10 protein-coding genes and 1 pseudogene are annotated in these 13,598 nt (G+C 66.5%); 9 read left to right on the top strand and 2 right to left on the bottom strand.

Annotated features, from left to right (window positions below; genetic code table 11):
- The first annotated feature begins 7 nt into the window (after positions 1-7).
- The 9 genes from ntrC (at position 8) to groL (ending at position 11,673) form a co-directional block, all read left to right on the top strand.
- Positions 8-1,492, top strand: coding sequence for a nitrogen regulation protein NR(I) (gene ntrC, locus TMO_RS08565; protein ID WP_014745221.1), 1,485 nt, complete (start codon positions 8-10; stop codon positions 1,490-1,492).
- Positions 1,489-3,936: a sensor histidine kinase NtrY-like gene (locus tag TMO_RS08560; RefSeq protein ID WP_014745220.1), complete on the top strand. Its 2,448-nt coding sequence runs from the start codon at positions 1,489-1,491 to the stop codon at positions 3,934-3,936. The genes ntrC and TMO_RS08560 overlap by 4 nt, the downstream gene beginning before the upstream one ends.
- 4 nt (positions 3,937-3,940) lie before the next feature.
- On the top strand, positions 3,941-5,326 hold the full coding sequence (locus TMO_RS08555) for a sigma-54-dependent transcriptional regulator (RefSeq protein WP_014745219.1): 1,386 nt from the start codon (positions 3,941-3,943) through the stop codon (positions 5,324-5,326).
- A 33-nt stretch (positions 5,327-5,359) separates the two neighbouring features.
- Positions 5,360-6,736: a Trk system potassium transporter TrkA gene (gene trkA / locus TMO_RS08550; protein ID WP_014745218.1), complete on the top strand. Its 1,377-nt coding sequence runs from the start codon at positions 5,360-5,362 to the stop codon at positions 6,734-6,736.
- Between the two features lie 25 nt (positions 6,737-6,761).
- Complete coding sequence (locus TMO_RS08545) at positions 6,762-7,478, top strand: HAD family hydrolase (protein WP_014745217.1); 717 nt, start codon at positions 6,762-6,764, stop codon at positions 7,476-7,478.
- Positions 7,479-7,652: 174 nt separating this feature from the next.
- Complete coding sequence (gene hfq / locus TMO_RS08540) at positions 7,653-7,922, top strand: RNA chaperone Hfq (RefSeq protein ID WP_041604880.1); 270 nt, start codon at positions 7,653-7,655, stop codon at positions 7,920-7,922.
- 184 nt (positions 7,923-8,106) lie between these two features.
- A complete protein-coding gene (hflX, locus tag TMO_RS08535; protein WP_014745215.1) occupies positions 8,107-9,474 on the top strand; it encodes a GTPase HflX in 1,368 nt (455 codons plus the stop codon).
- 143 nt (positions 9,475-9,617) lie between these two features.
- On the top strand, positions 9,618-9,908 hold the full coding sequence (gene groES / locus TMO_RS08530; RefSeq protein WP_014745214.1) for a co-chaperone GroES: 291 nt from the start codon (positions 9,618-9,620) through the stop codon (positions 9,906-9,908).
- Between the two features lie 118 nt (positions 9,909-10,026).
- Positions 10,027-11,673, top strand: a complete 1,647-nt coding sequence (gene groL / locus TMO_RS08525) for a chaperonin GroEL (RefSeq protein ID WP_014745213.1) — start codon at positions 10,027-10,029, stop codon at positions 11,671-11,673.
- 195 nt (positions 11,674-11,868) lie between these two features.
- Here groL and TMO_RS08520 read toward each other — a convergent pair.
- A pseudogene (locus TMO_RS08520) lies at positions 11,869-12,623 on the bottom strand (SDR family NAD(P)-dependent oxidoreductase).
- Positions 12,623-13,546 (bottom strand): nucleoside triphosphate pyrophosphohydrolase, encoded by a 924-nt coding sequence (gene mazG / locus TMO_RS08515; RefSeq protein WP_014745210.1) that lies wholly within the window; start codon positions 13,544-13,546, stop codon positions 12,623-12,625. Before mazG ends, TMO_RS08520 begins: the two are co-directional and overlap by 1 nt.
- Positions 13,547-13,598 lie beyond the last annotated feature (52 nt).

The following is a 13,598-nucleotide window of genomic DNA, read 5'->3' as shown; positions in this document are numbered from 1 at the left end:
GGACGCGATGGAGCCCGCAACCATCCTGGTCGCCGATGACGACCGCAGCATCTGTACCGTTCTGCATCAGGCACTCAGCCGGGCCGGGCATACGGTGCGCACCACCGGCACCGCCGCCTCGCTGTGGCGGATGGTCGAGGACGGCGACGGCGATCTGGTGATCACCGATGTGGTGATGCCCGATGAGAACGCGCTCGACCTGTTGCCCCGGATCAAGCGCCTGCGCCCCAACCTGCCGGTCATCGTGATGACCGCACAGAAGACGCTGCTGACCGCGGTCAAGGCGACCGAACGCGGGGCCTTTGAATATCTCCCCAAGCCCTTCGATCTGAACGAACTTCTCCGCATCGTGCAGCGGGCGCTCAACACCCGGCGGGGCGATGCACCGCCGCCGGCGCTGGATCAGCGCGGTCAGCCGCAGGCCGAAGAAGAGATGCCGCTGGTCGGCCGTTCGCCGTCGATGCAGGAAGTCTACCGGGTCATGGCCCGGATCATGGGCACCGATCTGACGGTGATGATCACCGGCGAAAGCGGCACCGGCAAGGAGCTGGTGGCGCGGGCGCTGCATGATTACGGCAAGCGTCGCGGCGGGCCGTTCGTGGCGATCAACATGGCGGCCATCCCGCGCGACCTGATCGAATCCGAGATGTTCGGCCACGAGAAGGGCGCCTTCACCGGTGCTGCCCAGCGCAAGACCGGCCGGTTCGAACAGGCCCAGGGTGGTACGCTGTTTCTGGACGAGATCGGCGACATGCCGCTGGATGCCCAGACACGGCTGTTGCGCGTGCTTCAGGAAGGCGAATTCACAACCGTCGGCGGGCGCACGCCTATCCGGGCGGACGTTCGGATCATCGCGGCGACCCATCGTGACCTTCGCCAGCTGATCCAGCAGGGCCTGTTCCGCGAGGATCTGTTCTATCGCCTGAACGTGGTGCCTGTGCGCCTGCCGCCGCTGCGCGAGCGGCGGGAAGACATCGCGGATCTGGCCCGGCATTTCCTGAAGCTCGCCTGCGATCAGGGCCTGCCGCTCAAGACCCTGTCGGCCGATGCGATCGAGGTGCTGACCGCCTATCACTGGCCCGGCAATGTCCGCGAGCTTGAGAATCTGATGCGTCGCCTGGCGGCGCTGTCGGCGGAGGACGTGATCTATCGCCCCGATATCGAGGGCGAGTTCGCCGAGCCGATGCCGGCGGATGACGACCGGCGCCGCGGCGGCAGCCTGGGTGAGGCGATCGATTTCCATCTCGCCGAGTATTTCGATGCCCATGATGACGGCCTGCCGCCGGCAGGTCTCTATGATCGGATTCTGCGCGAGGTCGAGCGGCCGCTGATCGAGCGTACCCTGGTCGCAACCCGCGGCAATCAGATCAAGGCGGCCCAGGTGCTGGGGCTGAACCGCAACACCCTGCGCAAGAAGATCCGCGATCTGTCGATCGAGGTCACCCGCGGGGGTGAGCCGACCCGCATCGGCGGCAGCGTGGCCGGCAGATGACCACCGGATCCGCCGGGGAGGGCGTGCAGGAGGAACGGCCGCAACCGTCGCGGGCGCCCGAGATGCGGCACCAGCGGGTTGCCGGTCGCATTGCCGGCAATTTCGGCCGCCGCATGGCCGTGCTCGTGGCCCGCATCCGTCCCGGCCGGATCTTCACGATCGCCCTGCTGATTGCGGCGCTGGGTGCTGGTGTTGCGACCTATCTGGCGCTGACGGGGCTTTCGTTCTTCGGCAACAACTGGGGGACCGAGGCCCGGGCCGATGCCGGCACGGTGTTCATTCTGCTGAACATCGATCTGGCCCTGCTGCTGCTGCTGGTCGGCATGCTGGCCCATGGGCTGGTCCGGCTTTGGCTGCAACGGCGCCGGCAGTCGACCGCCTCGCGGCTGCAACTGAGGCTGGTGACGCTGTTCGCGCTGGTGGCGGCGCTGCCCGCGATCGTCGTGATGGTGTTCTCGGCGCTCTTCTTCGATTTCGGCGTGCAGACCTGGTTCAACGAGCGGGTCCGCACGGCGCTCAGCCAGTCGCGCGAGGTGGCCCAGGCCTATCTGCTGGAGCATCAGCGCACCATCCGAGCGGATGTCATCGCCATGGCGGGCGACATCGACCGCGAGGCCCTGACCACCTTTGATGCCAATGGCCGGCTTCAGCGGTTGATCGAGATCCAGGCGGCGCTTCGCAATCTGCCCGAGGCGATGGTCTTCCGCGGCGATGGCCGCATTCTTGCCCGCACGGAACTGAGCTTCAGCCTGGAATTCGCCACCGTGCCGCAGCCGCTGCTGGACGAGGCGCGGCGGGGCGAGGTGGTGCTGCTGACCGACCGCCAGGACGATCGGGTACGGGCGCTGGTCCAGGTGCCGAGCCTGGGGGACGTTTTCCTGTATGTGGGGCGGTTCGTCGACAGCACCGTGCTCGACCATATGGAGCAGGTGAACCGGGCGGTCTCGCAATACGAAGAGGCGGATACCCGCCGGTCGGGTATACAGCTCAGCTTCACCGGCCTGTTCGTGCTGATCGCACTTCTTCTGCTGCTCGCGGCGGTGTGGATCGGCTTTCTGGTCGCGCGCTCGATCGCCCGGCCGGTCAGCCAGCTGGTCGGCGCCGCGGAACGGGTGCGCGGCGGCGATCTGACCGCGCAGGTGCCGGAGGGGCGGGAGGATGACGAGGTCGGCATTCTGGCCCGGGCCTTCAACCGCATGACCCGTCAGTTGGCGGCGCAACGCGAGGCACTTCTGGCGGCCAATCGCCAGATCGACACCCGCCGCCGCTTCACCGAGAAGGTGCTGGAGGGCGTCTCGGCGGGTGTTATCGGTCTCGATGCCGAAAACCGGGTCAATCTGGCCAATCGTTCGGCTCTGGCCCTTCTGGGGGTGGATTTCGATCAGGCAGTGGACCGGCCGGTCACCGAGCTTCTGCCGGCGCTGGAGCCGTTGCTCGCCCGCCTGGCCGAACGGCCGGATCGGGTGGTCCAGGCCCAGATCGAGGCGGTTGCCGGCGGCAATCATCGCAATCTGATGGTGCGCCTGGCGGCCGATCTGGTGGTTCAGCGCGGCCGCGACGGCGCGGCGGCAACCGTCGGCGTGGTGGTGACCTTCGACGACATCACAGAATTGATGGTGGCGCAGCGCACGGCCGCCTGGTCGGATGTGGCACGTCGCATCGCCCACGAGATCAAGAACCCGCTGACCCCGATCCAGCTGTCGGCCGAGCGGCTGAAGCGGAAATATCTGAAGGAAATCACCTCCGATCCCGACACATTCGTCGCCTGCACCGAGACCATCATCCGTCAGGTCGGCGATATCGGACGGATGGTGAACGAGTTCTCGTCCTTCGCCCGCATGCCGCAGCCGGTGATGGCCGATGTTGATCTGGGGCCGTTGCTGCGCGAAGCCTCGATCACCCAGCGCATGGGACGCCCCGAACTGAAGTTTGATCTGGAACGGCCGGACGGTCCGGTGATGGTACGGGCGGATGCGCGCCTGCTCGGGCAGGCCTTGACCAATCTGCTGGTCAATGCCGGTCAGGCGGTTGACGTCGTGGCCGAGGGCGAAGGGGTGCCGGTCAAGGATCTGCCCGAAGAGCGCCGGGTGATCCGGATCGTTCTGGAGGCGGGGGAGAGGCGGGCCCTGATCACCGTCGAAGACGCCGGCAAGGGCCTGCCCGAGGCGTTCCGCGGGCGACTGACCGAGCCTTACGTCACCACCAAGGCGAAGGGAACGGGTTTGGGCCTCGCCATCGTCCGCAAGATCATGGAAGATCACGGCGGCCGCCTGTCGATCGACGACCGTCGATCGGCCGACGGGCGTATCATCGGGGCGGTGGCGACACTGGAACTGCCCCTGGCCGATCCGGGTGCCGTCCCCGGCGCGGCCGCGTCAGACAACCGGCATTCCACGCCACGGCAGGACGGTCCCAACAGCTCTTCTGGTTCTACAAGGCCCTGACGCGATGCCATCGGACATTCTGATCGTCGATGACGAAGACGACATCCGGCACCTGGTCGCTGAACTGCTCCGCGACGAGGGCTATACCGCCCGGACGGCGCGCAACAGCGACGAGGCGCTGGCCGAGGTCGCGGCCCGGCTGCCCGATATGGTGCTGCTTGACATCTGGCTCGATGGCAGCCGGCTCGACGGCATGGGCATCCTGTCCGAAATCGTGCGCGACCATCCCGGCCTGCCGGTGGTGATGTTCAGCGGTCATGGCACCATCGAGACGGCGGTCACCGCCATCCGCGAAGGTGCTTATGATTTCATCGAGAAGCCGTTCAAATCCGATCGCCTGCTGCTGGTGGTGCGCAATGCCATCGAGCATGCAAAGTTGCGCCGCGAAGTGGCCGACCTGAAGAAGCGCACCGGCGGCGATGCCGAGCTGATCGGCACTTCGGCGGCGGTGCGTCAGCTGCGGCACACGATCGAGCGGGTGGCGCCGACCAACAGCCGCGTGCTGGTGACCGGCCCGGCCGGTGCGGGCAAGGAGGTGGCCGCGCGGCGGATCCATACCCATTCGCGCCGGGCCGATGCGCCATTCGTGGTGCTGAACTGCGCCATCATGACGCCAGATCGCGTGGAGGCGGAGCTGTTCGGCGCGGAGCCGGGGGCGCTTGGTCCCGACACGCCGCGCAAGCTCGGCCTGTTCGAACAGGCCCATTCCGGTACTCTGTTCCTCGATGAGGTCTCGGACCTGCCGATGGAGACCCAGGGCAAGGTGGTGCGTGCCCTGCACGAACAGCGCTTCACCCGGCTTGGCGGCGAGCGGCCGATCGAGGTCGATGTGCGGGTGGTGGCGGCCACCAACCGCGATCTTGCGAGCGAGATCCAGTCGGGGCGTTTCCGCGAGGATCTGTTCTACCGCCTGAACGTCGTGCCGCTCAGGGTACCCAGCCTGAAAGAACGGCGGGACGACATCCCCGAACTGGCGCGGCATTTCATGGCGCGGGCAGCGGCGATGTCGGGTCTGCCGCCGCGCAGCCTGGGGGCGGATGCGCTGGCCGTGCTTCAGGCCGGAGAGTGGCCCGGCAACGTGCGTCAGTTGCGCAACGTTATCGAGTGGCTGCTGATCATGGCGCCTGGCGACGGCCAGACCGAGATCCGTGCCGAGATGTTGCCGCCCGAGCTGGGTGCAGGGGCACCAGTCCTGGTCAACCCGTCTGAAGATGGCGAGATCATGGGCCTGCCGTTGCGCGACGCGCGCGAGGTTTTTGAGCGCAATTACCTGAAGGCCCAGGTCGCCCGCTTCAACGGTAATGTGTCGCGAACGGCGAGCTTTGTGGGCATGGAGCGCTCGGCGCTGCACCGCAAGCTCAAAAGCCTCGGCATCAACACGTCGTCGTAACCCGCTGGCAGATCGTCGAAAGGGCAGGGCCACATGAAGGTCATCATCTGCGGCGCCGGCCAGGTGGGGCACAACATCGCACGCTCGTTGGTGCGCGAAGAGAACGACATCACCGTCATCGACCAGTCGGAAGACCTGATCCGCAAGCTTTCCGAATCGCTCGAGATCAAGGGGTTGATCGGCTACGCCTCGCATCCCGACGTGCTGGAGCAGGCGGGGGCGGCCGATGCCGACATGCTGATCGCGGTCACGGCCTCAGACGAGGTCAACATGGTCGCCTGTCAGGTGGCGCATGCGCTGTTCAACGTCCCGACCAAGATCGCGCGCGTCCGCCATCAGGGCTATCTGCAGCCGATGTGGGCCGATCTGTTCAGCCGCGAGAACCTGCCGATCGACGTGATCATCTCGCCTGAACTGGAAGTGGCACGGGCAATCGGGCGGCGGCTGAAGGTGCCGGGGGCGACCGACGTCATTCCCTTCGCCGGTGATCGGGTCTATCTGGTCAGTCTGAAGGCGGAAGCCTCGTGTCCGGTGGTCAACACGCCCCTCTCTCAGCTGACCGAACTGTTCCCGGATCTCACGCTCCGGATCGTGTCCATCATCCGGGGGGACCGGATGATCGTGCCCACCCCGCGCGATCAGATCATCGCCGGCGACCAGATCTATTTCGTCGCGGATCGGGACCACGTGCCGCGGGCAATGGCGATCTTCGGCTTCGAGGAACGCGAAGCGCGCCGGATCATCGTGGTCGGTGGCGGCAATATCGGCCTGTTCCTGGTCTCGCAGCTTGAAAAGCTGCAGCCGCGGCTGAACATCAAGCTGATCGAAGCCGATCGCCATCGGGCGGAACGGATCGCGGATCAGCTGACCCACAGCCTGGTGCTTTCGGGCAGCGGGCTCGACCCGGACCTGCTGGGAGACGCCAATACCGGCGGCGCCGAGACGATCGTCACCGTGACCAATGACGACGAATCCAACATCCTCTCGGCCCTGCTGGCCAAGCGCATGGGCTGCAAGCGGGCTATGGCGCTGGTCAACAATCCGACCTACCCGCCGCTGATCAGCTCGCTGGGCGTCGATGTGGTGATCAATCCGCGGGCCGTGACGGTGTCGCGGATCCTGCAGCATGTCCGGCGTGGCCGCATCCATGCCGTCTACAGCCTTCAGGATGGCGGCGGCGAGATCATCGAGGCCGATGCGCTGGAGACGTCACCGCTGGTCGGGCGTCCGCTTCGGGAGACCGGCCTGCCGCAGGGGGTGATCATCGGCGCCGTGGTGCGCGAGGGCAAGGTCATCGCTCCCGACGGCGATACGGTGATCAAGGCACGCGACCGGATCGTGCTCTTCGCCCTGGCCGACAGTATCCGCAAGGTTGAAAAACTGTTCTCTGTCCGCCTCGAATTCTTCTGAACCGATCCGGAGCCCCGCCTTCGCCATGACCCTGACCATGCCCGAGCGCGGGCTTGACGATGCGGCTGCCTTTGCGCGGCTCGGCCGTCCCGACGCCGTGCTGTTCGACTGGGACCACACCCTGGTCGATGCCTGGGGAGCGATCCTCGCCGCCTATAACGACGTCATGATCGCCTATGGCAAGCCGCCGGCGCTGACGCCGGAAGAGGGGCGGCTGCGCATCCGCCGCTCGATGCGCGACACTTTCCCCGAGATTTTCGGGGATCGCTGGCAGGAGGCGGCGCTGCGTTTCAAGGCAGCCTATGCCGCGCGGCACCTCGAGACCGTGGTCGCCATGGAGGGGGCTGCCGATCTGCTCGACCTGCTGGCGGGGCAGGGGATTCCGCTCGGTGTGGTCAGCAACAAGCAGGGGCCGTTCCTGCGGGCCGAGGTTGCCCATCTGGGGTGGGGGGAACGCTTCGGCGCCCTGCTGGGGGCCGGCGATGCCGCCCGCGACAAGCCCGATGCGGCGCCGGTCATAGAGGCGCTGGCCACCGTCGGCCGCGAGGCCGGCCCGAATGTCTGGTTTGTCGGCGATGCCCTGGTCGACATGGACTGTGCCCGGGCCGCGGGCTGCACCGGCATCCTTCTGGTCCACGACGGCACGAGTCTTGATGAAGGGGTGCTTACACGCGCAGATCTCCGGGTTGTCGATTGCCGCCACCTGCACGACCTTGTAACTTCGGCGATGGGTCTTACCTGATCGGGCGGTCCGATATGGTACGGCTCCGGGCCGGCGTGTGATGGCACGCGGTACCCGGGCGGGGGACGCCCGGCAACCGGCTCGACAAAGATCCCGGCTAAGACCCGAAAAGCGGTCGCGGCGGCCGGGAGACAGACCAACATCGCCGCATGATAACAAGAAGGGGTGCCTCTCATGGCGTCTGAAAAGAACCAGAACCTTCAGGATGTGTTCCTGAACTACATCCGGAAGAACAAGACTCCGGTGACCGTGTTCCTGGTCAACGGTGTCAAGCTTCAAGGTGTCGTGACCTGGTTCGACAACTTCTCCGTGCTGCTGCGGAGGGACGGGCACAGTCAGCTCGTGTACAAGCATGCTATCTCGACCGTCATGCCGACGGTGCCGGTCCAGCTGTTCGATGCCCAGGCTCAGGGCGATCGCGACAAGGATCACGGCGACCATTGATGGTCGAGACGGACGGGGAACACGTGCTCTGCCCGCGCGGGTCCCCTGTCCGGCAGGGTTTCTGACCAGGCCGCCGCGGGGTCGCGTGCGGCCTGTCATCGCCTTTGGGGGCGGGGTGGCGACCGCTGGCGACATGATGTCGCAACCTTTCCTGTCCTTTGCGCCCGGCGCATGAAGGAGCGGTTTGTCCGACGATAAGATCATCATCCGGCCCGACGGCGATCTGCCGGCCCGGGCCCTGGTTCTGCAGCCCGACGTCAAGGAGCAGCGGCGCGGTGCGCCGGCCCCGGTCGAGGACGATCCCGAAGCGGTGCGCAGCATGCGTGCGCGGCTGGACGAGGGGATGGCGCTGACCGGCGCGCTCGGCCTCGACGTCGCCGAGGGGCTGGTTGTGCCGGTTGCGCGCATGCGGCCTTCCACCCTGCTGGGGTCGGGCAAGGTCGACGAGATCAAGGCGAAGCTCGAAGCCGCACCGGTCGATCTGGTGGTGATGAACCGGCCGCTGACGCCCATCCAGCAGCGCAATCTGGAGAAGGCCTGGAACGTCAAGGTCATCGACCGGATCTGGCTGATTCTGGAGATTTTCGCCGACCGTGCCCGCACCCGGGAAGGGCGGTTGCAGGTCGAGCTTGCCCGGCTCGGCTATCAGCGCAGCCGTCTGGTGCGCAGCTGGACCCATCTGGAGCGCCAGCGCGGCGGCCGCGGCTTCCTGGCCGGCCCTGGCGAAACCCAGATCGAGACCGACCGCCGGATCATCGACGACAAGATGGCCAGGCTGAAGCTTCAGCTTGCCGAGGTCGTCCGCACCCGGGAACTGCACCGCAAGAAGCGCCGTGAAGTCCCCTATCCGGTGGTGGCCCTGGTCGGCTACACCAATGCCGGCAAGTCGACGCTGTTCAATCGGGTCACCGGCGCATCGGTGATGGCCAAGGATATGCTGTTCGCGACGCTGGACCCGACCATGCGCGCGCTCGACCTGCCCTCGGGCCGGCGGGTGATCCTGTCCGACACCGTGGGCTTCGTCTCCGAACTGCCGACCGGCCTCATCGCCGCCTTCCGGGCGACGCTTGAAGAGGTGCGCGAGGCGGCGCTGATCATCCATGTCCGCGACATCGCAGACCCGGACACCGGCGCCCAGCGGCGCGACGTGCTCCATGTGCTGGGCGAGCTGGGCATGGGCCATCGCCTGGCCGACGACGTGCTCGAATTCCGCAACAAGCTCGACATGCTGGAAGGCGAGGCGCGGGAGCGGGTGCTGAACGAGGCGGCGCGCGCCGAAGATGCGGTTGCGGGCTCAGCCCTCTCCGGCGAAGGGCTCGACCGGTTGTTCGCCGCGATCGATGCCCGGCTCGCGATCGGGGACGAGCTTGCCCATTTCGACGTGCCGCATGCCGACGGCCAGGCCCTGGCCTGGCTCTATGAGCACGGTGAAGTCGCGGAACGTGCGGATGATGAGGCCGTGGCCCATGTCGCCGTCCGCCTGAAGCCCCAGGATCTGAGCCGGTTCCACGCCCGCTGGCCGCATCTCTCGGCGCCTGTGTCGCCGACGTGATTTTTTTGGGCCGGCGGCCCTTGAACGATTTGCTAGCACTCTTACCTGAGGAGTGCTAAACAGCCCGTGCAGGTCCGGCCCATCCGGGAGAGCCTGAACGGGCCGGGCATATCCTCAGAAATCGCTCAGACTGGAGAGTACTCATGGCGATTCGTCCGCTGCATGATCGCGTCGTTGTGCGCCCGATCGAGCAGGAGCAGAAGACGGCCGGCGGCATCATCATCCCCGACACCGCCAAGGAGAAGCCGCAGCAGGGCGAAGTCATTGCGGTCGGCAATGGCGTCCGCGGCGAGGACGGCAAGGTTGTGGCGCTCGACGTGAAGGTCGGCGACCGCGTCCTCTACGGCAAGTGGTCGGGCACCGAGGTGAAGGTCGACGGCCAGGACGTTCTGATCCTGAAGGAGCAGGACATCTTCGGCGTGATCGAGGGCTGATCCCCTTCATCCCGCATCCGGTTCCGCTTTCGCCGGACCAAATTTCGTGACCAGGGACCGGGATGGCCGCCAGGCGGGTCCCATCCCCTGACCACATCAGAGCTTTTGAGGAAGAACCATGGCTGCCAAGGAAATCAAGTTTGGTAACGATGCGCGCGTGAAGATTCAGCGCGGTGTCGACGCCCTGGCCAATGCCGTGAAGGTGACGCTGGGCCCGAAGGGCCGCAACGTCGTGATCGAGAAGTCCTTCGGCGCGCCGCGCATCACCAAGGACGGCGTCTCGGTCGCCAAGGAAATCGAGCTGTCGGACAAGTTCGAGAACATGGGCGCGCAGCTGGTCCGCGAGGTTGCCTCGAAGACCGCCGACAACGCCGGTGACGGCACCACCACCGCCACCGTTCTCGCCCAGGCGATCTTCAACGAGGGCCTGAAGGCCGTCGCCGCCGGCATGAACCCGATGGACCTGAAGCGCGGCATCGACCAGGCCGTTGCCAAGGTCGTCGAGACCCTGAAGTCGCGCGCCAACCCGATCAACACCTCGGACGAGATTGCCCAGGTCGGCACCATCTCGGCCAATGGCGAGCGTGAGATCGGCGAGATGATCGCCGAGGCCATGCAGAAGGTCGGCAAGGAAGGCGTGATCACGGTCGAAGAGGCGAAGAGCCTGCTGACCGAGCTGGATGTCGTCGAGGGCATGCAGTTCGACCGCGGCTATGTCTCGCCGTACTTCGTGACCAATGCCGAGAAGATGGAAGCCGAGCTCGAGAGCCCGCTGATCCTTCTCTACGAGAAGAAGCTCTCCAGCCTTCAGCCGATGCTGCCGGTCCTTGAGGCCGTCGTGCAGCAGAACCGTCCGCTGCTGATCATTGCCGAGGACGTCGAGGGCGAGGCCCTGGCGACCCTGGTCGTGAACAAGCTGCGTGGCGGCCTGCGCGTCGCCGCCGTGAAGGCGCCGGGCTTCGGCGATCGCCGCAAGGCCATGCTGCAGGACATCGCGATCCTGACCGGCGGCCAGGTGATCTCTGAAGACCTGGGCATCAAGCTGGAGACGGTTACCGTCGACATGCTGGGCACCGCCAAGACCGTTCGCATCACCAAGGACGACACCACCATCGTCGACGGTGCGGGCGAGAAGGAGGAGATCCAGGGCCGCGTCGCGCAGATCAAGGCGCAGATCGAGGAGACCACCTCGGACTACGACCGCGAGAAGCTGCAGGAGCGTCTGGCGAAGCTGGCCGGCGGCGTCGCGGTGATCCGCGTCGGCGGCGCCACCGAGACCGAGGTGAAGGAGCGCAAGGATCGCGTCGACGACGCGCTGCATGCGACCCGCGCTGCGGTCGAAGAGGGCATCGTTCCGGGCGGCGGCACTGCGCTGCTCTACGCCACCAAGGCGCTTGAGGGCCTGACCGGCGTCAACGCCGACCAGACCACCGGCATCGACATCGTCCGCCGCGCCCTGACCCGTCCGGTCCGTCAGATCGCCGACAATGCCGGCGTCGACGGTGCCGTCGTGGCCGGCAAGCTGGCCGAGAGCGACGACAGCAACTGGGGCTTCGACGCGCAGAAGGGCGAGTATACCGACCTGGTGAAGGCCGGCATCATCGACCCGGTGAAGGTCGTCCGCAGCGCGCTGCAGGATGCGGCCTCGGTGGTCGGCCTGCTGATCACCACCGAGGCCATGGTCGCCGAGAAGCCCGAGAAGAAGGACGCTGCTCCGGCCGGTGGCATGGGCGGTATGGGTGGCATGGGCGGCATGGACTTCTGATCCAGCCGATACCTGCCGACCCGATCTTCGGATCGACGGTCTATGTATCGATGGAGGCCGCAGTCCCGGAAACGGGGCTGCGGCCTTCTTCTTTTCTGACAAAGAGTTATCGACCGATCTTCTGGAATTCCGGAAAGAAAAAGCCCGCCCCGGTGCGACCGGGGCGGGCTTTCTGATGATGGGCAAGGCCCGGCTTCAGCCGCGCTTCACCGCGAAGGCGTTGAAGGCCTGCATGACCGGCATCAGCTCCAGCACGTTGATGTTGAGGTGCCGGGGGGTCTTGCTGACCCAGTGGATGACGTTGGCGATGTCATCGGCACTCATCGGCGTCATGCCTTCATAGACCTTCGCGGCCCGTTCCTTGTCGCCGCCGAAGCGCACCGTGCTGAACTCGGTATCCGCCATGCCCGGCTCGATGCTGGTGACGCGGACATTGGCCCCCAGCAGATCGGCCCGCAGGTTGAGCGAGAACTGGTGCACGAAAGCCTTGGTGCCGCCATAGACATTGCCGCCCGGATAGGGGTAGGTGCCGGCAACCGAGCCCAGATTGATGATATGACCGCGATCGCGGGCGACCATGCCCGGCAGCATCGCGCGGGTCATATAGGTCACGCCCTTGATGTTGGTGTCGATCATGGTGTCCCAGTCATCGAGATCCGCGCTGGGGCGGGGTTGAGGCCCAGGGCGAGGCCGGCATTGTTGATCAGCACGTCGACGGCGTCGAAGGGGGCGGGCAGGGCGGCCATCGCTTCTTCCACGGCCTTGCGGTCGCGCACGTCGAGGGTGACCACATGCACCTCGCCGCCGAGTTCGACCTTGAGCGCTTCCAGACGCTCGGTACGGCGCCCGACCAGCACCAGACGGTCGCCGGAAGCGGCATAGGCGCGGGCGAGGGCGGCGCCGAAACCGGCGGTTGCGCCGGTGATGAGGACGGTCAGGCGGTCGGACATCACGTCGTCTCCTTGTCTGGTCCGGGGAGGTCTTCAGGTATGAGAGCGGCTTCGGCCTCGGAAGCCTTCACCGCCTGCCAGAGCGCTTCCAGCCGGTCGGCATCGACCGGCCCATCGCCTTCTTCAGCTGTGCCTTCTTCAGCTGCGAGCCGGGTTTCAAGGGCGCGAAACCGCCGCTCGAACTTGGCATCGGCCCGCCGCAGGGCATCTTCGGGATCGAGATGAAGCTTGCGGGCAAGCTGGGCAACGCTGAACAGCAGGTCGCCCACCTCTTCGCGCACGGCATCGTGATGGCCGGCATCCATCGCCTCACGCAGCTCCGCCGTCTCTTCGGCGACCTTGTCGAGCACGCCCCGGGCATCCGGCCAGTCGAAGCCGATCCGGGCGGCGCGCTTGCCGAGCTTTGCGGCGCGCATCAGCGCCGGCATCGCCCGGCCGACATCATCCAGCAGGCTTGGGGCGGTGGCCGGGGCGGCATCGGCGCGGGCGACTTTGGCGGCGCGTTCTTCCGCCTTGATATCCTCCCAGCGCCGGCGCACGGCATCCTGGTCGGTGCCGGCATCCTCCGCAAAGACATGAGGATGCCGGCGGATCATCTTGGTGACGATCGCGTCCACCACATCGGGGAAGGCGAAGGCGCCGGCCTCTTCGGCCATGCGGGCATGAAAGACCACCTGGAGCAGCAGATCGCCCAACTCGTCGACCAGATCGGCCATGGAGCCGCGATCGATGGCGTCCGCAACCTCGTAGGCTTCTTCGATCGTATAGGGTGCAATGGTCGAGAAATCCTGGGCGACGTCCCAGGGGCAGCCGCTCTCGGGGTCGCGCAGCCGCGCCATCACCCGCAGCAGGGCCCGGATGTCGCGGCGGTCCGCGGTTGCGTCGTCGGGCAGGGCGGGGCGGGCAGGGGCGGCGTCCGTCATCGGGCGGCTTCCATCTGGATGGAGAGGGGCGGCTTCGGCCGTGTCGGGCCCC

This window comes from Tistrella mobilis KA081020-065, assembly GCF_000264455.2.
GTDB lineage: Bacteria > Pseudomonadota > Alphaproteobacteria > Tistrellales > Tistrellaceae > Tistrella > Tistrella mobilis.
Note: the sequence above shows the minus strand (reverse complement) of the source record. Positions and strands in the feature narration are given on the sequence as shown.

What these genes read in the sequence shown, in the direction of transcription:
- ntrC (WP_014745221.1), top strand. Translation starts at nt 8, where the DNA reads ATGGAGCCCGCAACCATCCTGGTCGCCGATGACGACCGCAGCATCTGT.
- TMO_RS08560 (WP_014745220.1), top strand. Translation starts at nt 1,489, where the DNA reads ATGACCACCGGATCCGCCGGGGAGGGCGTGCAGGAGGAACGGCCGCAA.
- TMO_RS08555 (WP_014745219.1), top strand. Translation starts at nt 3,941, where the DNA reads ATGCCATCGGACATTCTGATCGTCGATGACGAAGACGACATCCGGCAC.
- trkA (WP_014745218.1), top strand. Translation starts at nt 5,360, where the DNA reads ATGAAGGTCATCATCTGCGGCGCCGGCCAGGTGGGGCACAACATCGCA.
- TMO_RS08545 (WP_014745217.1), top strand. Translation starts at nt 6,762, where the DNA reads ATGACCCTGACCATGCCCGAGCGCGGGCTTGACGATGCGGCTGCCTTT.
- hfq (WP_041604880.1), top strand. Translation starts at nt 7,653, where the DNA reads ATGGCGTCTGAAAAGAACCAGAACCTTCAGGATGTGTTCCTGAACTAC.
- groES (WP_014745214.1), top strand. Translation starts at nt 9,618, where the DNA reads ATGGCGATTCGTCCGCTGCATGATCGCGTCGTTGTGCGCCCGATCGAG.
- groL (WP_014745213.1), top strand. Translation starts at nt 10,027, where the DNA reads ATGGCTGCCAAGGAAATCAAGTTTGGTAACGATGCGCGCGTGAAGATT.
- mazG (WP_014745210.1), bottom strand. Translation starts at nt 13,546, where the DNA reads ATGACGGACGCCGCCCCTGCCCGCCCCGCCCTGCCCGACGACGCAACC.